Here is a 21177-nt window from a genome sequence, read left to right as displayed (position 1 = left end):
AAGATTAATATTGATTACTTTTAATGCGTACAAAGTTACCAATTATAACCCATTTTATATTGCTAGAAAGCCTAAGACTTTTAGAATTTATTTACCCATGGCGGAGCTATCAGGCCGAACTTTTAAAACATTTTAATAGTCATATTTCAGACCGTCATTTTCATGTTATTGCACCCCCAGGATCTGGAAAAACTATTTTGGGTTTAGAAATAGTTCGTAAACTTGGGAAAAAAACATTGGTTCTTGCTCCAACACTTACTATTAGAAATCAATGGGAAGACAGGTTACAAACTTTCTTTTCTGAAAAACAAACGTTTAATGCGTGTTCTTTAGATTTGAAAAATCCTAGCGATATTACATTTTCTACTTACCAATCGCTTCATGCATTTTATAAGACTTTTGAAGATAAAGCAGACTATTATAAATTCTTTAAAAAACACCAGATTGAAACGGTTGTTTTAGACGAGGCACATCATTTAAAAAATGCATGGTGGACGTGCTTAATGGATTTAAAAAAGAATTCAGAATTTTATATTGTTGCGCTTACAGCGACACCGCCTTACGATAGCAGTAGAACAGAAGTTTCTAAATATTTTGCGCTTTGTGGCGAAATCGATGACGAGATTGCTGTGCCTGATTTGGTGCGTGAAAGAGATTTATGTCCGCATCAAGATTTTGTGTATTTCTCTAAACCAGAAGATTTAGAAATTAATTTTATAGTTGAATACCGTAGAGCTATTGCCGATTTTAAAGATGAAATAGTACAGGATGAGCAATTTATTGCATTCTTAAAAGCACATCGTTTTTACATAAGTCCGAAAGCGCATTTGGATGAACTTTATGCAAGTACAGCATATTTTTCGGCCATTCTAATTTTTTTAAATGCCTGTGGATTTAAAATTGATCATAAGAAATTAGAAATTTTAGGCTTCCATACGCGTGAAACAATTCAGTTTCCTGCTCTCGATTTAAAGTGGTTGGGTATTTTATTTCAGCATCTATTAGTGTCGGATAGAAAACACCTTGTTGCTCATGAAGATTACGTGTTAAAACTAGAAAAACAATTAAGACGACTTCATGTTTTTGAACGTAATTCTGTTGATTTTGTAGGGGAAGAATTGTTGTATAAATCGTTAACGAATAGTCCGAGTAAACTTAAAAGTATTGTCAGTATTATTAGGGCAGAACGCGAAAGTTTAGATACAGATTTAAGATGTGTAATTCTTACGGATTATATTAGAAAAGAATTTTTAAATAGTACTAACGAGACTATTGCAGATATTAATAAAATTGGTGTTATACCTATTTTTCAATACGTAAGATATTATTGTGAATATCCAGAAGCATTAGCAGTACTTTCAGGTAGTATTGTTATTATTCATAGATCTATTTTAAATGCTTTTGAAACGATTGAATCTCTGGATCATTTTACGTTTTCGCCATTAGATATAGATGCATCATTTTTGTTAATTAACCCAAAAGGAAAATCAGAACAGTCTATTGTCCGGATTATGACACAGCTTTTTGAAACGGGACATATTAAAGTTTTGGTGGGTACAAAATCCTTGTTGGGTGAAGGTTGGGATGCGCCTTCCATTAACAGTTTAATTTTGGCATCTTTTATTGGTTCGTTTGTGTCTTCTAATCAAATGCGAGGAAGAGCAATTCGTAAAGATGCGAATACGTCTAATAAAACAGGAAACATCTGGCATTTGGCTTGTGTAGATCCAACGGTATTAGATGGCGGAAAAGAAGTCGATACTTTAAAACGACGGTTTGAAGCTTTTGTGGGCGTGAATAATAGTAGTATTCCTTTTATTTCTAATGGTTTTGATCGCTTGAATATTCGCGATGAAATTTCTGCAGTTGCTATTGATACGTTAAATGAAGCGACTTTAAAACATGCGAAAAATCGTGTTTTAATTACCGAAAAATGGAATGCTGCTATTGGAAAAGGAACTAAATTAACTAAAGAAGTTAAAGTCCTACATTCAGGAGAACGCCCTTTTAAAAGACAAAAACAAATTTATTATTTGGATGTGTTACGGTTTTTTGTAACCGATCTGTTTTTTGCCATCCTGCTTTTTTATGTTGAATTTATAATAAAAAGTTTCAATATTATTTTACAACGCGGCGTTTACGCTTTTGTTTATGCTTTTTTAGGGGCCTTTGTTTTTAGGTTTGCTTATCAGTTTTACAAAGCTTTAAAAGTGTATATACGCTACGGTTATTTATATAAAAAAATTGGTAAAATGGGAATCGCCATTTTAGATACCTTAGATGAGCTGGGGTATATCACATCACATAGAAATGACATACGTGTAAACTCGTTTTTACATGGTAAAGGCGATGTTGTTTGTTATTTGGTTGGTGGCAATGCACATGAGAACGCAATGTTTGCTAAAGCCTTGAGTGACCTTTTAGAACCTATTGAATCTCCAAGGTATTTAATTATAAAAACAAGCCTATTTAGAAGCCGTTTTGATGTAGAAAATTTTTATCCCGTCCCTGAATTGTTTGGAGATAAAAAGAAGCATGCCTTAATATTTCAAAAACATTGGAAGTCGTCTTTAGGAAAATCAAAATTGATATTTACAAGAAGTGTAGAGGGGCGAAAATTGCTCCTAAAAGCACGATTGTTCCATGTGTATAATGCCTTTAAAAAAATGACAAAGGACGTTGTTGTTTGGAAGTAATAGATAAATGATTTTAATATCTATAAAATCTTTGCTTTAAATCCAATCTACGGGGTTTTCTAAAACGTGTATTAATTTTTCTTCAGCGCTCCCTGCTTCAGGAATATGGTTGTAAACCCATTGCACGTGTGGCGGTAAACTCATTAAAATGCTTTCTATTCGTCCGTTTGTTTTCAATCCGAATAGCGTGCCTTTATCGTGAACCAGGTTAAATTCGACATAACGACCACGACGGATTTCTTGCCAATTTTTTTGTGCTTCGGTAAAGTTTAAGTTTTTTCTTCTTTCAACAATAGGAACATAACTTTCTAGGAAACTATTGCCGACTTCGGTAGTGAAATCGTACCAGTTTTCCATGGTCATGCCTTCTTTAGCTTTACAGTAATCAAAAAATAAACCGCCTATACCACGGGCTTCATTTCTGTGTGTATTCCAGAAGTAGGTATCACATTTTTCTTTATAGGTCTTATAAAAGTCATCATTATGTTTATCGCAAGCTGTTTTGCAAATCGTATGAAAATGAATGGCATCGTCTTCAAATAAATAGTAAGGCGTTAAATCTTGTCCGCCACCAAACCATTGATCTACAATCTCGCCCTTTTGATTATACATTTCAAAATAGCGCCAATTGGCATGAACAGTTGGTACCATCGGGTTTTTAGGATGTAATACCAGGCTTAATCCGCAGGCAAAGAAATTAGCATCTTTAACTCCAAAATACTGTTGCATACTTTCAGGAAGTTCTCCATGTACTCCAGAAATATTTACCCCACCTTTTTCGAAAACGTCTCCATTTTCAATAACACGTGTACGACCACCACCGCCTTCGGGACGTTCCCAAATATCTTCTTGAAATTTAGCAGTCCCATCTACCGTTTCTAAAGCCGATGTGATGGTGTCTTGTAATTGTAAAATGTACTTGTAAAATTTATCCTTCATGTTGTAATTCATAGAGTTCCATGTCTTGGGTTGGCGCATTTGGCGGTGCGTATTCGTTTTTCAACGTTTTTGTCCAAATAAATCCTGCATTTGTAGCAACTTTAATACTTGCAATATTCGTTTTATGAGATATAATATGAAGCGTTTTTAAATGTAAAGACGTAAATGCATATTGAGAAAATTTAGTAATTGCCGAAGACATGATACCTTTGTTTTCTTTTTGTTCATCAATGCAATACGCAAATTCACCTGTACTTTTCTGCCAATCTATATCTTTTAGTATAATAAGTGCAAAGATAACATTTGTTGTCACGTCCTTTAGAGTAAACGTATATTCGTGCTTATGTTCTTGTTTTTGTTGCTGCGCCAGTATGTATTCTTCAGAGCCTTCAACTTTTAAATTTTTCGCAAGTGTATAAGGTAAATATGGGATAAATCGTTTTACATTCGCCATCATAAACTTATGAAGCTGGGTAGCGTCAGATACTTCTAGATTGGAAATGTAAAACGATTTGTTATCCATTACTTGTATTCTTTAACCGCATCTATAAAAGCTTTGGCATTATCTAACGGGATGTTAGGTAAAATACCATGACCTAGATTTACGATGTATCTGTCTTTACCAAATTCGTTAATCATTTGGTGTACCATTTTTTTAATTTCTGAAGGAGGTGAAAGCAATCTTGAAGGGTCGAAATTTCCTTGAAGCGTAATCTTTCCTCCAGATAAATAACGTGCGTTCTGTGGAGAACATGTCCAATCTATTCCTAATGCAGCTGCGTTACTTTTAGCCATATCTCCAAGAGCGAACCAACACCCTTTTCCGAAAGCAATAACAGGCGCATCATCTTTTAAGGCTTCAATAATTTGATCGATATATTGCCAAGAGAATTCTTTGTAATCTGTTGGTGCTAACATGCCTCCCCAAGAATCGAAAATTTGAACGGCATCTACACCAGCAATTACTTTAGCTTTTAAATAGGCTATTGTAGTATCTGTGATTTTTTGAAGTAATTGGTGTGCTGCAATAGGATTTGTAAAACAAAATTCTTTGGCTTTATCAAAATTCTTACTGCCTTGTCCTTGTACTACGTAACATAAGATGGTCCATGGAGAACCCGCGAAACCAATTAAAGGAATATCGTTATTAAGTAATTCTTTGGTGGCTTTAATCGCTTGCATAACGTAATCTAATTCCACATTAACATCGGGAACAATTACATTGTCTACACCTTTTTGGTCGCGCACTGGATTTGGTAAATATGGGCCAAAATTAGGCTTCATTTCTACCTCAATATTCATGGCTTGAGGAATAACTAAAATATCGCTAAATAAAATAGCTGCATCCATACCGAAACGACGGATAGGTTGTACTGTAATTTCACTCGCTAATTCTGGAGTGCGACAACGTGTAAAGAAATCGTATTTTTCTCGGATTGCGATAAATTCTGGAAGATAACGTCCAGCTTGGCGCATCATCCAAACAGGAGGACGTTCTACAGTTTCTCCTTTTAAAGCTCTTAAGTATAAATCGTTTTTAATCATGATTTTTTTGAGTGTTTAACTACAGATTGTAGTAAGTTTTCTATAGTAGGACTTGATGGTATAACTATGTTTTTAGTGTATTCTTGTACTGCAGTAGCTGTTGTTTTGCCTATGCAGAAAATAATTTCGTTATTAATACTGTTTTCGGCAAGATAGCTTGAAACACCACTTGGACTGTAAAATAAAAGGGCATCAAATTCGCCATTAATTTTTTTAGGAGCCGGTTGTGTGTTATAAACTATAATTTCTTTTAATCCGATATTGTTCTTTCGTAAAGCATCTGGCAAAGCATCTTGTCTTAAATTTCCGCAGAAAAAAGTGAACGCTTCATTTTTATGATATTTAACAATATAATTTGCTAAATCTGAAGCATAAAATTTCATCTTAGAGACATTTTGCCCATTGTCTTCTAAAAAAGCCACAGTTTTTTCACCAACACAAAAGCAGTTTCTTATTACGACTTTATTATCGATAACCGCTTTCGCAGCATTCTGACTTGTAATAATAGCATTTTCAATTATTATTTCAGAATCGAAAACAACAGACTCTATGGTTATGGCGTTGTATTCCGTAACCTGAATATTTGCTTTATTAAGTAACGCCTTATGTTCTTTATAAAGCGTTCGGGTAGATAGGATAGATTTTAGAGGCATTATTGATTTTTGTGGCAAATTTTAGAAATATCATCATTTAATCCGAAGACAACTAAAATATCGTTTTCTTGAATTATTGTATCGGCACTAGGTATACCTATAACTTCTTTTATATACGTTTTGTTTCCTAAAATGTTCACTTTTTCTTTTTTCCGAAGGATAGTAATAACATTTAATTTATGTTTAGATCTAATATCTAAATTAGAAATTGTTTTTCCAATAAATATAAGAGGTGTTTTTATTTCTGAAATCGAATATTTTTCATCAATTTTAAAACTGTCAATTATATTTTTAAGGTTGATTTTATTAGTTAATTTAAGCGCAGCTTCTTGCTCTGGGTGTACGATAGATGTAATTCCCATGGCTTGTAAAACGGTATCGTGAATAGGCGATAGGGAACGACTAATAACTTTAGCAGTTGTTAGTTTTTTAAGGATTGCCGTAGTGATAATTGCGGCACCTTCGTTTTCGCCAATGGCAACAACGGCAATGTCGGTTTGTTTTATAGGAAGTGCCTGATAAGCTAATTCGTTAGTAGAGTCCAAACAAATACTGTGTGCTATTTTGTCTTTAACAAGATTTACTTTTTCCATTTGCTTGTCAATTCCAACAACCTCATTACCTGTTTCTGTAAGGCTTAAAGCGAGAGACATTCCGAAATTTCCGAGACCAAAAATGATGATTTTCATCTTAAATATATCTTAGTTTATTAAAATATTTTCTTGTGGATATTGATAAAATTTTTGCTCTACTTGCCCTAACATTCCAAAAAGCAAGTTTAACAATCCTATTCGTCCTACAAACATAACGGCAATAATTACGTACTTACTAGGATTGCTTAAAGTAGGAGTGAGGTTTAAACTTAATCCCACAGTACTATAAGCAGAAAAACACTCAAAAGCAATCGCTAATAAATCTTTTTCGGGTTCAAAAAATAATAACAATAATATGGCAGTACCTATGGTTATTAAGGAAATACAAATAATAGAAAATGCACGGTTTACTGTACTGCTAGAGATTTCTCTTGTATTAATTTCTATTCTTTTTTTTCCTCTAGCTGTTGCTAAAATATTTAATGTTGCAATAGCAAAGGTACTGGTTTTTATACCACCTCCTGTCGATCCTGGTGATGCTCCAATCCACATTAACAAAATTACAAATAATAAAGAAGGAGTTGCCACATGTGTGTAATCTACCGTATTGAATCCTGCTGTTCTTGGTGTAACAGAAGAGAACATAGCGGTTGTGATTTTTCCGAAAGTCGTTTCGTGATCTTGCATACTGAAATTAGCTTCAGCAAAATAGAAAAATACAAATCCAACGATTAATAAAATACTAGTAGTAACAATGGTAATCTTAGAGTTTAAGGTAAAAACTCTTACCGTTGTAGTTACTTTGGCTTTCTTTCTGAAAAGATTTAAAAAACTACGTTTTAGGTATGTAAACGAATTAAATATAAAACTATACCCAATTCCTCCAATAATTATAAGAAGCATAAGTACCCATTGCAACGAGTAGTCGTAACGTAATGACGGTTCGTAAAAACTGGTCGATGAGGTCGAGAAGCCTGCATTACAAAAGGCTGATATAGAATGAAATATTGAAAAGAAAATTTTATTATCTATAGACGTAATAGAATCGATAGATGAATATATTAAAACAGCACCTAATAATTCTAAGCCTAAAGTAAAACCAACAATTTGAGCTGCAATTCTGAACACATCTTGTAAATTTTCGGTAGCCGTATAATCCTTCATATACATACTTTCCCTAAACGATGAGTTTTCCTTAAAAAAGTATGCGAAAAAGGACGTAAAAGTTAAGATACCTAATCCACCAATTTGAATTAAAAATATAATAACGGTTTGCCCTAATTGCGTAAAATCTGTTCCAGTATCTAGTACAGCAAGACCGGTAACACAAATAGCACTTGTAGACGTAAATAAAGCATCTATAAACGAAATACCATTAACGGTAACATTAGGTAGCATAAGTAAAAGTGCACCAACTAAAGTTAAAATAAAAAAACTACCAACAAATAAAATAGCAGGATTAAAATAGATTCTATAAATGTGTTTTATAAAAAAAGTAAGGCGAATTAGAAGATAAAAGAAGAGTCCCAATTCGTAAATTACTTTAGGCCGCATAAGCTGCTCTATAGGTGGTAAATGGCGATTTAGATAGTAAACGGTAAAGGCAGCAATAAGTGTGGTGAGTAAAATACCAATATTAAATTTAATTGTTTTTCTAATGTGTGAGTTTTTAGAATACAGAAAAAATTTAATAACATTAAACGTAATTAAAAGCAGCGTAATAGTAGAGTAAATAGGGATTCTAAAAGGTTTGTAATCTTCATTTAAAGTGAATCCAAAATCGAATATTAAAAAAAATAAAATGAGAATATCAGTAAAACGATATAGGTTCTGCAACGTTTTAAGCTTCATTATTTTTTGAGTTTTTTTATGAATTCATTTCTTTTTTAATTGAATCCATTAGTTCTTTTCCATCATTTTCAATGATTTCTAAAGCACAACGTTTTCCAAATCCTTTATAATTTGAAAGCTTCTCGGTTTTGGTTATATTTAGTTTCTTACTTCCGTTTAAGGCTAGTAAAACCCCCGTAAAAGCAATAGTGTCATTAGTAATAGTTGCAATCCCTCCAATTGGTGCTGTACATCCTGCTTCTAATATACGTAAAAATTCACGTTCTACATGAGTACAAATGTCTGTAGGTGTGTGATTTAATTTCGAAACAACTTCTGTGATATCCCTGTCTTTCTCTAAAGTCACCACAACCATAGCGCCTTGTGCAGGAGCGGGAACCATCCAATCTAATTCTATATACTGTTCAGGGAGTACATTAATACGCTCTAAACCAGCTTTAGCAAAAATGGCTGCATTCCAAGAATTGTCTTCTAATTTTTGAAGTCTTGTAATTACATTTCCTCTTAAATCTTCAACATTATGACTTGGGTATCTATTTAACCATTGGGCTTTACGCCTTAAACTTCCTGTCGCAATAGTACCTTTGTTTTCTAAGAATTCTAAACCTTTATAAACTAAAATATCGTGTACATTGGCGCGCTCTAAAACTGCAGTTTGCACAATACCTTGTGGTAATAAAGTAGGGACATCTTTCATGGAATGCACAGCAATATCTACCGTACCATTTAGCATAGCGACATCTAATGTCTTAGTGAAAATTCCAGTTATACCTAATTCGTAAAGAGGTTTGTCTAGAATTAGATCGCCTGTAGATTTTACGGCAACAATTTCTGTAGAATATCCTAAATCCTCGAGATGTTTTTGAACAGTTTTTGCTTGCCAAAGAGCCAGCTTACTGTCTCTTGTGCCAATGCGTATTGTTTTATGCATTTGTTGATGTTTCTAGGTGAAACACTTTTTTAATAAGTTCAAGACTTTCGTTTGTTGAAAAATCTTCATCTTTTAAATGATGTGCAAAATGATTTGTTATTTTCTGAATAATATTATTGCTAATTAACTCGGCTTGAGCTTCGTTAAAATCTATTATTTTTTTACGTTGCACATCTAATTCAGCCGACTTAAAATCTAATAATTTATTCTTTAAGGCCTTTATTGTTGGAGCAAATTTTCGAGTTTCTAACCAACTGTTAAATTCTTTTTTAACATCTTCAATAATGGTTTCTGCAACAGGAATATGAGTCTTTCTTTTTTCTAAAGTTTCGTCTGTAATCTGAGATAAATAATCTAAATGAATTAAAGTTACGCCTTCCAATTCTGTTACATTTTCATGTACGTTTTTTGGAATTGATAAGTCTAAGATTAAAAGCGGTTTTTTAGTTTGTATTAAATGCTTGTCTATCGTTGGATTTTGTGCTCCAGTAGCAACCACTAATACATCCGATACGTTAATTTCTTCTTGTAAATTAGCATAATCTTTAACTACAAGATTAAATTTTCCTGCAACACGTTCGGCTTTGTCTTTCGTTCTGTTTATTAAAGTGATATGCTCATTTTTAGTATGTTTTACTAAATTTTCACAAGTATTTCTTCCAATTTTTCCAGTTCCAAAAAGTAAAATATTTTTGTTAGAAACATCTTGAACATTGTTTAAAATATAATGTACAGAAGCGAAAGATACAGAAGTTGCACCTGAAGAAATTTCGGTTTCGTTTTTAATACGTTTACTTGCTTGAGTAACCATATTTATTAAACGCTCTAAAAATGTGTTTAACAAACCTAATTTTTTAGACAATCTAGCACTTGTCTTTAACTGACTAATAATTTCGAAATCACCAAGAATCTGACTATCCAAACCTGAGCCTACGCGAAACATATGCGAAATGGCTTCTTTACTTTTATATACATATGCCACTTCTTGAAACTCTTCTACGGTTCCTTTGGTGTTGTCGCATAATAACTTAATGAGTTGAAATGGATGTTCTGCAAAACCATAAATTTCAGTTCTGTTACAGGTAGAAGTTACAATTAAACTTTCTATTCCATTTGCCTTAGCTTGGTCTAGTAAATTTAATTTCGAGGCTTCATCAAGACTAAAATGTCCTCTAATCTCTGCGTCTGCCTTTTTATAACTTAATCCAATAGCATAAAAATAGGTGCCTCTAGATCCGTGAATTTGATTCATTAATTTTATTGGTTGGAAATTCAAAACAAATGTATAGCGCCTAATTGTAAAAAAGTAACGCTCAAAGAACTTTTAGTATCGTTTCGCGTTTTTTAGTTCTATTTTTTAATCTAATCTAATAAATGTTATACTTTTGTAGGGGTTACAACGTTATTGTTGTGATTAGTTTAGAGTGAATCTAAATAAAATGGAAATATTATTTAAAGATATGAAAGGTAAAAATATCGCTGTAGGGACATTTAAAGAAACCATTATAGAGCAAGGGTTTTCCGTGTTAACCTATCAAAATGAAGGTCTTGAAGTTGAAACTGTGGAGAAAGCTATTGATAGTAGTTTTATACAATTTCACTTTTGCCTGAAAGGATCTTCAGCATTTAAATTTAATAAAGGCAGTTATACTTTAAATATAAACGAAGAAAACTCATTACTGCTTTACAATCCGCAACAAGATTTGCCTATTCATTTAGAGGTTAGTCCAAACTCGTGGTTAGTTACTATTTTAATATCGATAAAGGAATTTCACGGTTTGTTTTCTCAAGAAGCCGATTACATTACATTTTTAAGCGACGATAATAAGGATAAGAAATATTATAAAGATGGAAAAATATCACCTTCAATGGCAATTGTACTTACGCAAATTATGCACTACAATTTAAACGACTCTATTAAAAAGCTTTATTTTAAAGGAAAAGGATACGAATTACTGAGTTTGTATTTTAATAGAAGTGAAGATGCAAATATAGAACAATGTCCGTTTTTGGTGGACGAAACCAATGTGATTAAAATTAGAAAAGCCAAAGATATTATTATCTCAAGAATGGCAGAGCCACCAAGTTTACAAGAGCTTGCAGACGAGATTGGACTGAGTCTTAAAAAACTTAAAGAAGGTTTTAAGCAAATTTATGGAGATTCGGTTTTTAGTTTCTTATTCGATTATAAAATGGAAGAAGCTAGAAAACTGTTGGAAACGGGCAGTATGAACGTAAACGAAGTTGGTTTAAAAGTAGGATATAGTACGTCGAGTCATTTTATAGCAGCCTTTAAAAAGAAATACGGTACAACACCAAAAAAATATTTACAATCTACAAATTAAGTAAAAAATGAAATTTCTAATCGTTTTCGTTTTGGGTTGGTTAACTCAGGTTAATCCGCCAGCAGATCAAGCAGCAGATCAAGTTTTAGTGTTTTCAAAAACAGAAGGCTATAGACATCAATCTATAGAATTGGGTGTGAAAACTTTAGAGGAGTTGGGCGCAGAAAATAACTTTGTAATAACACATACAGAAGATGCTAAAGTGTTTAATTCGGAAGCTTTAAAAGCATATAAACTTGTTATATTTTTAAATACTACAGGCGATGTTTTAAACAACCAACAGCAGGATGCTTTTAAAACATTTATAAATAACGGTGGAAGCTATTTAGGTGTTCATGCTGCTTCAGACACAGAGTATGATTGGTCTTGGTATGGACAACTTGTTGGTGCTTATTTTGTAAGTCATCCAAAATCTTGCGAAGCCAACCTAATAATAACAGATGCAAATCATCAGTCTACAAAACATTTAGACGCTGAGTGGGAGCATTTCGACGAGTGGTACAATTTTAAAAACATAAGTCCAGATATTAAACCGCTTATTATGTTGGACGAAACATCTTACGAAGGTGGGGAAAATGGTGATTTTCATCCCATAGCTTGGTATCAGGAATTTGATGGAGGACGTGCTTTTTACACGGGTCTTGGACATACTTTAGAAGCGTACGAGGATCCAGATTTTAGATTACATCTTTTAGGAGGAATAGATTATTGTTTAAAACGATAATTTTTTTTATTTTTAGAGTACTATAAGCCATTAATTATGAAATATCTATCTCCAGAAATCGAAGCTTGGTCAAAACAATTAGATACTAAATCGTTAGTAAGACCTGGTGTGTCTTGCGGCATTTTTCAAGATTGTAATGCCAATGAAGTTATTCCAGTTCCAAAACAGCAAGAAAAAACCAAGACTAAAGACAAATAGTTTATCAAATTTTCTGTATCAATTTGATTTAATAGTTGATAAGATAATACTATGATTATATCGTGGTATGATTGTAATTTCTATTGTATTTTTGCATTATGAAAAAAGGAATTTTACTTGTTAACTTAGGGTCTCCGGAAAGCCCTACTCCAAAAGATGTAAAAACGTATCTGGGTGAATTTTTAATGGACGAACGCGTTATCGATCTTCCATTTATCGCCAGAGCAGCACTTGTAAAAGGAATCATTTTAAAAACACGACCTAAGGCATCTGCAGCAGCATATAAAAAAATATGGTGGGACGAAGGATCTCCGTTAATAGTCCTTTCAGAGCGTTTACAAAAAAAAGTGCAAAGGGAAGTAGATTATCCGGTTGCCTTAGCCATGCGCTATGGAACAATGACCATTAAGAAAGGTCTTCAGGAATTGGTTGATAAAGGTGTAGATGAGGTGTTCTTAATTCCACTTTACCCTCAATTCGCTATGGCTACAACGGAAACTATTTTAGTGTTGGCCGAAGAACTTCGCCAAGCACATTTTCCGAATATTAAAATTGATCATCTTCCAGCATTTTATAACAAACCCGATTATATTGAAGTTTTAAGCGATTCAATAAAGCATCATCTAGAAGGAAAAACATACGATCATGTATTGTTTTCTTATCATGGTATTCCAGAGCGTCACATTAGAAAAAGCGATGTTACAAAATCGCATTGTAAAATTGATGGCTCATGTTGTGTAACACCATCAAAAGCACACGAATTCTGCTATAAACATCAGTGTTTAGAAGTTACACGTTTAGTTGCAGAAAAGCTTAATTTTATACCAGAAACATATTCAACATCGTTTCAGTCCCGATTAGGTTTCGATCCATGGTTACAACCATATACAGATAGGACCATAGAACGATTAGGGCTAGAAGGCACCAAAAACATAGCGATAATAACGCCTGCTTTTGTGAGCGATTGTTTAGAAACGTTAGAGGAAATAGCTATGGAAGGCCAAGAGCTTTTTCATGAAGTTGGCGGAAAAGAGTTTACAACTGTACCTTGTTTAAATGATGATGATGAATGGTCTGCATTGTTAGGAAAATGGATTAAGGTCTGGGCAGACAAATCTGTTACCGCATAAAATGAAGGAAAATGTATCGATCGATTTAGGAACAAAACCCATTAGTAAGCTTTTAATTAAGCAATCTGTGCCCGCTTCTATCGGGATTCTGGTAATGTCTTTAAATGTACTTGTAGATACTATTTTTGTAGGAAATTGGATTGGGTCTATTGCGATCGCAGCAATTAATGTCGTATTACCCGTTTCTTTTTTTATTGCGGCTTTAGGAATGTCTATTGGTATAGGTGGTTCTTCAATTATTTCTCGTGCTTTAGGTGCTGGTAATAAAGAAAAAGCCTTGGTTACATTTGGTAATCAAATTACCTTAACATTGATTTTAATTACCTCTTTCGTTTCTTTAGGCTTGTTTTTTAATGATGAAATAATTTTAGCCTTTGGAGGGAAAGGCGATATTTTCGAACCCGCAAAAACCTATTATAACATTGTAATGTATGGTGTTCCTTTTTTAGGATTTACTATGATGGGGAATAATATTATCCGATCTGAAGGAAACCCTAAATTTGCGATGTATGCTATGATGATTCCTTCGCTTGGGAATCTTATTTTCGATTATATTTTAATTAATATTTTGGATATGGGAATGGCAGGAGCAGCTTGGGCAACTTCAGTCTCAAACCTAATAGGTTTTCTATATATTTTATGGTATTTCGCTTCAGATAATTCTGCTTTAAAAATAAACTGGTCCTATTTAAGATTAAAATGGGAGATGATTAAAGAAATAGGTTCGCTAGGTTTTGTAACACTTGCTCGTCAAGCTGTGGTAAGTGTAACGTACTTATTTATGAATAATATTTTATTCGATTTGGGTGGAGAAGTTTCTGTAACCGCTTATGCAATTGTTGGGCGGATGCTTATGTTTGCGCTGTTTCCTGTATTTGGAATTACCCAAGGGTTTCTGCCAATTGCAGGATATAATTATGGCGCAAAACAATACGATCGCGTTCGAGAATCCATAAATACGGCAATAAAATATGCAGCCATTTTAGCAACTTTAGTATTCATATTACTCATGGCATTTCCTGAAGTCATTACCAAAATGTTTACACAAGATGCTGATGTTTTAGAGCAAACTCCATCGGCTATGCGTTGGGTTTTTGCAGCCACACCAATCATTGCATTACAATTAATTGGTGCAGCTTATTTCCAGGCCATTGGTAAGGCTAAACCGGCCTTGCTTTTAACATTAACACGTCAAGGATTTTTCTTTATTCCACTAATTTTAATTCTGCCTAAGTTTTACGGTGAATTAGGCGTGTGGATGTCGTTTCCAATTTCCGATGTGTTATCGACAATAGTCACTGGATATTTTTTAAATAAAGAGATAAAATCAGATTTAATCACAAAAAGTACAATTATAGCTTAACCCATAATTATGGAATATTACAATTATATAAAATCGTTACATCTTATTTTTGTTATCACTTGGTTTGCTGGTCTTTTCTATATTCCCAGACTGTTTGTGTATCAAATTGAAGCCTTTCATAAACCATCTCCTGATAAAGAAATTTTAGGAGAACAGTTAAAGTTAATGTCTAAACGTTTGTGGTACATTATTACTTGGCCATCTGCTATTCTAGCAACAATTTTCGCAATTTGGTTACTAATTCTTGTGCCGGGATGGTTGCAAGAATCTTGGATGCATGTTAAGTTAGGATTTGTGGTGTTATTAATTTTTTACCATTTAAAAACACATCAATATTTTAAACAATTACAACAAGACGATGTTAGAAAAACATCTGGTTTTATGAGACTTTGGAACGAAGGAGCGACCTTTATTCTTTTCGCAGTTGTTTTTTTGGTGATTTTGAAAAGCAGTATAAATTGGATTTTTGGAGTTGTTGGAATTTTTGTTCTTGGTGTACTCATAATGCTAGGTTTTAAAGTTTACAAACGCATACGAGCTAATAACCCAAATGCCTAAAACAATGGCTTGATTATTGTTAGTTTTAGGTCACGTTAAAAACTTATGAAACTTAAAAAAATTTCTTTACGGCTTCGCATCTTTGTGGCCATGCTTTTTGTAGTGGTTTTAGCTTCTATTTTAATAGTTGGTGTTGCAATTCATCAATATGGAGAAGAAGCTATAGATTACCATCAACAACGTTTGGAACGTAAGGAAAAGAATATAAAAGCCCATCTTAATTTTATAATCCAACAGACATCTTACGAGGTAAAAACGGAAAAAATTCCATATATTTTTAAAGATAAGATTTACGAAATAGCAAATATTCACAGTTTGCAAATTAATATCTACGGATTAGATGGTTCTATCCTAACATCTTCTCGTGCAGGTTTTGCACAAGATTCTGTCCCTCATTGTATAAATACAGATATTTTAAATACACTTTCTAATACGGCTAAGCATACTTTTGTTGAAAAACGAAGTGAAAATAATAAAGTTTTTCAGTCGTCTTATTCAATTATTACAGATCAGAAGTTTAAGCCATTGGCAATTTTAAATTTACCATATCTTGAAGATGACGATTTTTTAGCGAAAGAATTAGACGAATTTTTAGAACGCATTAGTTATGCCTATTTGTTTATGCTGGTTTTAGCCTCGGCAATAGCCTTCTTTTTAGCAAATTATATTACTAAATCTATTAAAACAATAAGTGATAAAATTAATACGACAACTTTAGAAAAGCGTAATGAGCGTATTGATGTTGAAGATGCTAGCGAGGAAATTTCGACCTTAGTACAATCGTATAATAGTATGATCGACCAATTGGAAGAGAGTGCTAAAAAGTTGGCAAAAAGCGAACGGGAAGAGGCCTGGAGAGAAATGGCAAAGCAAGTGGCTCACGAGATTAAAAATCCGTTGACACCAATGCGATTAACAGTTCAGAATTTTCAACGAAAGTTTAGTCCAGACGATCCTAATATCCATCAAAAAGTGGAAGAATATTCTGAAACTTTAATTCAGCAAATAGATACCATGAGCTCTATAGCTTCAGCGTTTTCTAACTTTGCAAATATGCCGGCTCAGCAAAACGAAACGCTTAATGTTGTAAATACAGTTCGACTTTCATTAGATATTTTCAACAAAGATTATATTGTTTTTCTTGCCGAACGTGAAGAAATTATTACCACTTTTGATAAAACACAACTGATTAGAATTGTGACTAATCTTGTTAAAAACGCCATTCAGTCTATTCCAGACGAACGTGTTCCTAAAATTGTGGTGCATGTATCATTACATGATGGTATTATAAAAATTACGGTTTCAGATAATGGAATTGGGATTGAAGATGGTAATGAAACGAAAGTGTTTGAGCCCAAATTTACAACCAAAACGAGCGGCACCGGACTTGGTTTAGCGATGGTTAAAAATATAGTTGAAACCTATAACGGAAACATTACTTTTATGACACAACTAAATAAAGGAACTACATTTATTGTTACCTTTCCTAAAACATAAATTATGATTTTTAATATTTTATCAGAATTTCAGGATGGTATTACTACAATAACCATTAACAGACCAACAAAACTTAATGCGTTAAATAAAGAGACCATTAAGGAATTACATCAGGCTTTTAAAGCTGCAGACCAGGACAACGAAACGCGAGTTATTATTGTTACAGGAACTGGAGAAAAGGCTTTTGTTGCAGGTGCAGATATTAGTGAGTTTGCAAATTTTGATGTTACAAAGGGATCTAAATTGGCAGCTAAAGGTCAAGAGATTTTATTCGATTTTGTTCAAAATTTATCAACTCCAGTTATTGCAGCAGTAAATGGTTTTGCATTAGGTGGCGGATTGGAATTAGCGATGGCTTGCCATTTTAGAGTGGCTAGTGAAAATGCAAAAATGGGTTTACCAGAAGTGTCTCTAGGAGTTATACCTGGTTATGGTGGTACACAACGTTTGCCGCAATTGGTTGGTAAAGGTAGAGCTATGGAAATGATTATGACAGCAGGAATGATTAATGCCGAACAGGCTTTAAATTATGGTTTAGTAAATCATGTGGTTGCTCAAAATGAATTAATAGATTTCTGTGTTGGGATTGCTAATAAAATTAAAAAGAACTCACCTAAAGCAATTGGAGAAGCTATTAAAGCTGTAAATGCTGGTTTTAAGTCTGGAGTTAACGGATATAAAAAAGAAATTAAAGGATTTGGTACATGTTTTGGAACTGATGATTTTACTGAAGGTACAACAGCATTTCTAGAAAAACGTAAAGCAGAATTTACAGGAAAATAGACATAAAAAAAGAGTGGACTGTTTAGGTCCACTCTACTAAGTTTTGTTAATTATTGAGTATTTGCTTAGATGCTAAAATATTCAACATATTCTCTTCCATTTGCACTAACTACTACTTTGTAGTTCCCTTGGCGTGTATTCGATAAACTATAGATACGTTCTATCTTTTCCATGTTTTTAAAGTCTTCAGTGTGTACTAAATTGTACCCTGAACTGTTTTTGTTACCCTCTAGGTAGATTTTTATTCTTACATCTTCTTTTTCCAAATCTAATTTAGAAAAATACATGTGATTACCTTTAACACGTACAACAGGCTTGAAAATAATTTTCTCGTTTTCTTTGTCGAATTTTACTTCGTTAAAAGACACATTAAAAGGAATAATTTTAATTTGATAATCCTTTTCGTGTTCGAAAAAATACTTTCCGTTTGGTAAAGCTGTTAAGTCAAATTTATTGCTAAAAATGCCTTCTTCTTCAATAGTCTTGTTGTAAAGAACTAATCCGTTTACATCTTTTATAGATAATTGTTGTCCTGCTTTTACATTGTCTAGTGTTAACGTAATTTCCATGTTTCCTTTTTCTCTATCAATAGTAGAAAGGTTTGTGGCGAAACTTGTTGCGATGTTAGTAACCAATACTAACATGCAAATACTGTGTGTGATTACTTTTTTCATAATTCAAATTTTTAATTATTTAACTTAGTCAAATGTATGGTGTTTAAGGGCGTCTGAAAACACCGATATTGGCTACTTTATGTTCTATTTTAACCGTTAAATTTGGGTTATGTAATTGTGAAGTTAATTTAGCATATGTTCGAGGTAATCCTAGATATAACGGGGGTTTTAAGCGTTTTGTTTTTGATGTGAGTTATGCTGAATTTGCGCTTAGATTAAATGAATATTAGTTTAATGTAATTACCTGTAATTCTTTCACAAGTTGATGTGTGTTTTGGTGTTGTAATACATCTGAAAAGAAGATAGAAACACTAATGTTTGAGTAAATGTTTTGAAGATGAATATTCAGAAATTAAACTGAATTATGTGTTTTTATATGTCATCATTCAGAAAATAAAAGTGATCATCTAACCTGAAAATATCACTAATTTATATTTTTGCTTTTGGCATCTAACTTAGAGCTGGTTATAAAAGATCCAAATGCAACAAATTATTCGTTATTTTGTAATGACTTTAAGGTAACGCATGGTGCTTCTTCAAAATAAATGGGCACAAAAAAAGAGTGGACTTTTTAAGGAAGTCCACTCTAAAAAATGTTTGAAATCTTATTTGCTTTATATCGTAAAGTTTTCAATATAATCTCTTCCGTTTGCATTTATAACTATTTTATAATTTCCTGATTGTTTTTTTGATAAACTGTATACACGTTGGATATTCGTGATGTCTTTAAAGTTTTCTTTATGAAGAACTTTGAACTCGTGATTATCAGGACTTAAGTAATAAAGTGTTACATCTACATTTTCTGCAGCTAACTCTAGTTTAGAGAAATAAACATGATTGTCTTTAATGCGAACAACTGGTTTGTAAAAAATGGTTTCTCCTGTAGCGTCGAAAGTTACTTCTCCAAAAGAGACATTAAAAGGTATAATCTTGATTTGATATGCTTTTTCGTGTTCGAAAAAATAAGTTCCATCTGGTAAGGCAGAAAAGTCGAATGTGTTATTTACAATTCCTGATTTTTCAAAAGTCTTTTTATATAAGACAAAACCATGAACATCTTTAACAGATAAGAGCTGTCCTTCTTTTACATCGTCTAATGTTAATGTAATCTCCTTTTTATCTCTATCATCAAAATTGGATGATAAGTTGCTGGCAAAACTTGATGCTAAGCTAGTAATCGTTACTAGCAAGCAAATACTGAGTGTCATTACTTTTTTCATAATTCAATTTTTTTTATCGATTAACATATTCAAATATAGATAGATAGGCCGTATTTAAAAACATCAGAATTGGCTGCTTTATATGCTATTTTAACGCGCTAATTGGAATTATGAATTTTAAGAGTTAATATAGAATACATCTGAGTTAATTTTTAATATAACGGATAATTTAGCACAGATTGAGTAGAGACAATATTTTTGTGAAATTTGATGTATTCTATTTAAAAGGAACTTTTTTGGATCTATACTTCCTTTTTGATATATCGAGTTCTTTAAAGCAGAGCTGATTCTACTCTTTTACTATGGATTGATTAGAGTTTGAGATTATAAAAATTGGTAATATGAGTACTGAATAGAATTAGAACGTATTCTAAAGAAGAGGTTTTGAAACACTAGGAGATTGTGTTTATAATTAAAATGATATTTTAATTATGTGCAGCTAGTTTTATGAAGTTCGAAACTATATATTAAGAACAGAATTAGCTCATTTTAGCGCATAAAAAAAGAGTGGAATAACCAGTTCCACTCTTACAAACAAACTAACTAAATTTAATAGTATAAATACTATCTATTAAAAACTATATTTTAAAATGCTCAACGTAACTTTCGTCGTTGGTATTGATAACAATTTTGTATTCACCTTTATATTGTTCAGATAAACGATACACACGCTCAACCTTGATTGTGTCTGTAATGTTTTCAGAATGTAATAATTGGTATTCGTTTTCATCGTTTCCAGTATAATAAATACGAACTTCAATATTTTCTTTTTCTAAATCTAGTTTAGATAAGTAGATAAGATTGTTTTTTACACGAACAACAGGCTTGTAAACTATGCTTTCATTTTCTTTGTCGAAAGTAACTTCTCCCAAGTAAACTGTAAAAGGAATATGTTTTACATAATGATTTTTCTCATGTTCGAAATGGTAAGTACCATCTGGTAATTGAGATAAATCGAATCTGTTATTAAATGCTCCTGATTTTTCAATAGTTTTATTAAAAAGTAATGTTCCTTTATTGTCTTTTATAGATAATTTTTGACCAGCTTTTACATCGTTTAATGTTAATGTAATCTCCATTTTCGATCCATCTCCTTTTTTAGAAAATGCGATCCCTGAGAAAGTTGATGCGAAGCTAGAAGTCATTACTAACATGCAAATACTAAGTGTAATTATTTTTTTCATAATTGTTTTTCTTAACGATTAACACTGCAAATATATGTGCGTTTTAGCTGTTAGAAAACATCGATATTGGTAGCTTTGTGTGCTATTTTAACCGTTAATTTAGTGTTACGTAATTGTGAAGATAATATAGTATAGGTTTGGGGTAATAGTGTAAAGATTCTATTGGGTTTTGCCTAAATGAAGAAGTTAATTTGGTATAGAAGTGTATTATTTTGAAGATGCAATTAGTATAAGTCTGGTTTGTTTAATTAAATGGAGTTGTCGCTATTGTATACTTATTATAATTCTATACT

Annotated in this window: 20 protein-coding genes; 9 read left to right on the top strand and 11 right to left on the bottom strand. The window is 32.6% G+C overall.

The window, feature by feature from the left end; all coding sequences use genetic code 11:
- The first annotated feature begins 23 nt into the window (after positions 1-23).
- Entirely contained in the window at positions 24-2696 is a 2673-nt protein-coding gene (locus R6X41_RS11835) for a DEAD/DEAH box helicase family protein (RefSeq protein ID WP_318500514.1), read from the top strand.
- 36 nt (positions 2697-2732) lie between these two features.
- Here R6X41_RS11835 and hemF read toward each other — a convergent pair whose 3' ends face one another.
- From hemF to hemA, 8 genes are read right to left on the bottom strand one after another with little or no spacing between them, the layout of a single operon-like run.
- A complete protein-coding gene (hemF, locus tag R6X41_RS11830; RefSeq protein WP_318500512.1) occupies positions 2733-3635 on the bottom strand; it encodes an oxygen-dependent coproporphyrinogen oxidase in 903 nt (300 codons plus the stop codon).
- Positions 3625-4158, bottom strand: coding sequence for a GNAT family N-acetyltransferase (locus R6X41_RS11825; RefSeq protein WP_318500510.1), 534 nt, complete (start codon positions 4156-4158; stop codon positions 3625-3627). Before R6X41_RS11825 ends, hemF begins: the two co-directional genes overlap by 11 nt.
- Entirely contained in the window at positions 4158-5180 is a 1023-nt protein-coding gene (gene hemE / locus R6X41_RS11820) for a uroporphyrinogen decarboxylase (RefSeq protein ID WP_318500509.1), read from the bottom strand. Before hemE ends, R6X41_RS11825 begins: the two co-directional genes overlap by 1 nt.
- Entirely contained in the window at positions 5177-5833 is a 657-nt protein-coding gene (locus tag R6X41_RS11815) for a uroporphyrinogen-III synthase (protein WP_318500507.1), read from the bottom strand. Before R6X41_RS11815 ends, hemE begins: the two co-directional genes overlap by 4 nt.
- Entirely contained in the window at positions 5833-6522 is a 690-nt protein-coding gene (locus R6X41_RS11810) for a potassium channel family protein (RefSeq protein WP_318500506.1), read from the bottom strand. Before R6X41_RS11810 ends, R6X41_RS11815 begins: the two co-directional genes overlap by 1 nt.
- 12 nt (positions 6523-6534) lie before the next feature.
- Complete coding sequence (locus R6X41_RS11805; RefSeq protein ID WP_318500504.1) at positions 6535-8277, bottom strand: TrkH family potassium uptake protein; 1743 nt, start codon at positions 8275-8277, stop codon at positions 6535-6537.
- A 16-nt stretch (positions 8278-8293) separates the two neighbouring features.
- Positions 8294-9208 (bottom strand): hydroxymethylbilane synthase, encoded by a 915-nt coding sequence (gene hemC, locus R6X41_RS11800; RefSeq protein ID WP_318500502.1) that lies wholly within the window; start codon positions 9206-9208, stop codon positions 8294-8296.
- Positions 9201-10460, bottom strand: coding sequence for a glutamyl-tRNA reductase (gene hemA / locus R6X41_RS11795; protein WP_318500501.1), 1260 nt, complete (start codon positions 10458-10460; stop codon positions 9201-9203). Before hemA ends, hemC begins: the two co-directional genes overlap by 8 nt.
- Positions 10461-10647: 187 nt before the next feature.
- Here hemA and R6X41_RS11790 point away from each other — a divergent pair, with 187 nt between their 5' ends.
- The 8 genes from R6X41_RS11790 (at position 10648) to R6X41_RS11755 (ending at position 17806) form a co-directional block, all read left to right on the top strand.
- Positions 10648-11553, top strand: coding sequence for a helix-turn-helix transcriptional regulator (locus R6X41_RS11790; RefSeq protein ID WP_318500499.1), 906 nt, complete (start codon positions 10648-10650; stop codon positions 11551-11553).
- 7 nt (positions 11554-11560) lie between these two features.
- Complete coding sequence (locus R6X41_RS11785; protein ID WP_318500498.1) at positions 11561-12277, top strand: ThuA domain-containing protein; 717 nt, start codon at positions 11561-11563, stop codon at positions 12275-12277.
- Positions 12278-12313: 36 nt separating this feature from the next.
- Positions 12314-12475 carry a hypothetical protein gene (locus R6X41_RS11780; RefSeq protein WP_318500496.1) on the top strand — a complete coding sequence of 54 codons (162 nt, stop codon included), beginning with the start codon at positions 12314-12316 and terminating at the stop codon, positions 12473-12475.
- A gap of 98 nt (positions 12476-12573) precedes the next feature.
- Entirely contained in the window at positions 12574-13605 is a 1032-nt protein-coding gene (gene hemH / locus R6X41_RS11775; RefSeq protein WP_318500494.1) for a ferrochelatase, read from the top strand.
- 1 nt (position 13606) lies between these two features.
- The gene (locus R6X41_RS11770) at positions 13607-14968 is read left to right on the top strand and encodes an MATE family efflux transporter (RefSeq protein WP_318500492.1); all 1362 of its coding nucleotides are present in this window, start codon (positions 13607-13609) and stop codon (positions 14966-14968) included.
- Positions 14969-14977: 9 nt separating this feature from the next.
- Positions 14978-15526 carry a CopD family protein gene (locus R6X41_RS11765; RefSeq protein ID WP_318500490.1) on the top strand — a complete coding sequence of 183 codons (549 nt, stop codon included), beginning with the start codon at positions 14978-14980 and terminating at the stop codon, positions 15524-15526.
- Between the two features lie 45 nt (positions 15527-15571).
- On the top strand, positions 15572-17023 hold the full coding sequence (locus R6X41_RS11760) for a sensor histidine kinase (protein WP_318500488.1): 1452 nt from the start codon (positions 15572-15574) through the stop codon (positions 17021-17023).
- Positions 17024-17026: 3 nt separating this feature from the next.
- On the top strand, positions 17027-17806 hold the full coding sequence (locus tag R6X41_RS11755; protein WP_318500487.1) for an enoyl-CoA hydratase/isomerase family protein: 780 nt from the start codon (positions 17027-17029) through the stop codon (positions 17804-17806).
- Between the two features lie 65 nt (positions 17807-17871).
- On the opposite strand, the gene R6X41_RS11750 is transcribed toward R6X41_RS11755, so the two are convergent.
- The 3 genes from R6X41_RS11750 to R6X41_RS11740 all read right to left on the bottom strand — a co-directional run bounded on the left by R6X41_RS11750 (position 17872) and on the right by R6X41_RS11740 (position 20884).
- A complete protein-coding gene (locus R6X41_RS11750; protein WP_318500485.1) occupies positions 17872-18480 on the bottom strand; it encodes a T9SS type A sorting domain-containing protein in 609 nt (202 codons plus the stop codon).
- A gap of 614 nt (positions 18481-19094) precedes the next feature.
- Positions 19095-19700 carry a hypothetical protein gene (locus R6X41_RS11745; RefSeq protein WP_318500483.1) on the bottom strand — a complete coding sequence of 202 codons (606 nt, stop codon included), beginning with the start codon at positions 19698-19700 and terminating at the stop codon, positions 19095-19097.
- A gap of 578 nt (positions 19701-20278) precedes the next feature.
- A complete protein-coding gene (locus R6X41_RS11740; protein WP_318500481.1) occupies positions 20279-20884 on the bottom strand; it encodes a T9SS type A sorting domain-containing protein in 606 nt (201 codons plus the stop codon).
- Between the last annotated feature and the right edge of the window lie 293 nt (positions 20885-21177).

It is taken from the genome of Formosa sejongensis (assembly GCF_033447105.1).
In the GTDB taxonomy this organism is placed as follows: domain Bacteria; phylum Bacteroidota; class Bacteroidia; order Flavobacteriales; family Flavobacteriaceae; genus Formosa.
Note: the sequence above shows the minus strand (reverse complement) of the source record. Positions and strands in the feature narration are given on the sequence as shown.

Bases quoted from the DNA above. Each gene is read 5' to 3' on its own strand.
- R6X41_RS11835 (WP_318500514.1), top strand. From the start codon at position 24: ATGCGTACAAAGTTACCAATTATAACCCATTTTATATTGCTAGAAAGC.
- hemF (WP_318500512.1), bottom strand. From the start codon at position 3,635: ATGAAGGATAAATTTTACAAGTACATTTTACAATTACAAGACACCATC.
- R6X41_RS11825 (WP_318500510.1), bottom strand. From the start codon at position 4,158: ATGGATAACAAATCGTTTTACATTTCCAATCTAGAAGTATCTGACGCT.
- hemE (WP_318500509.1), bottom strand. From the start codon at position 5,180: ATGATTAAAAACGATTTATACTTAAGAGCTTTAAAAGGAGAAACTGTA.
- R6X41_RS11815 (WP_318500507.1), bottom strand. From the start codon at position 5,833: ATGCCTCTAAAATCTATCCTATCTACCCGAACGCTTTATAAAGAACAT.
- R6X41_RS11810 (WP_318500506.1), bottom strand. From the start codon at position 6,522: ATGAAAATCATCATTTTTGGTCTCGGAAATTTCGGAATGTCTCTCGCT.
- R6X41_RS11805 (WP_318500504.1), bottom strand. From the start codon at position 8,277: ATGAAGCTTAAAACGTTGCAGAACCTATATCGTTTTACTGATATTCTC.
- hemC (WP_318500502.1), bottom strand. From the start codon at position 9,208: ATGCATAAAACAATACGCATTGGCACAAGAGACAGTAAGCTGGCTCTT.
- hemA (WP_318500501.1), bottom strand. From the start codon at position 10,460: ATGAATCAAATTCACGGATCTAGAGGCACCTATTTTTATGCTATTGGA.
- R6X41_RS11790 (WP_318500499.1), top strand. From the start codon at position 10,648: ATGGAAATATTATTTAAAGATATGAAAGGTAAAAATATCGCTGTAGGG.
- R6X41_RS11785 (WP_318500498.1), top strand. From the start codon at position 11,561: ATGAAATTTCTAATCGTTTTCGTTTTGGGTTGGTTAACTCAGGTTAAT.
- R6X41_RS11780 (WP_318500496.1), top strand. From the start codon at position 12,314: ATGAAATATCTATCTCCAGAAATCGAAGCTTGGTCAAAACAATTAGAT.
- hemH (WP_318500494.1), top strand. From the start codon at position 12,574: ATGAAAAAAGGAATTTTACTTGTTAACTTAGGGTCTCCGGAAAGCCCT.
- R6X41_RS11770 (WP_318500492.1), top strand. From the start codon at position 13,607: ATGAAGGAAAATGTATCGATCGATTTAGGAACAAAACCCATTAGTAAG.
- R6X41_RS11765 (WP_318500490.1), top strand. From the start codon at position 14,978: ATGGAATATTACAATTATATAAAATCGTTACATCTTATTTTTGTTATC.
- R6X41_RS11760 (WP_318500488.1), top strand. From the start codon at position 15,572: ATGAAACTTAAAAAAATTTCTTTACGGCTTCGCATCTTTGTGGCCATG.
- R6X41_RS11755 (WP_318500487.1), top strand. From the start codon at position 17,027: ATGATTTTTAATATTTTATCAGAATTTCAGGATGGTATTACTACAATA.
- R6X41_RS11750 (WP_318500485.1), bottom strand. From the start codon at position 18,480: ATGAAAAAAGTAATCACACACAGTATTTGCATGTTAGTATTGGTTACT.
- R6X41_RS11745 (WP_318500483.1), bottom strand. From the start codon at position 19,700: ATGAAAAAAGTAATGACACTCAGTATTTGCTTGCTAGTAACGATTACT.
- R6X41_RS11740 (WP_318500481.1), bottom strand. From the start codon at position 20,884: ATGAAAAAAATAATTACACTTAGTATTTGCATGTTAGTAATGACTTCT.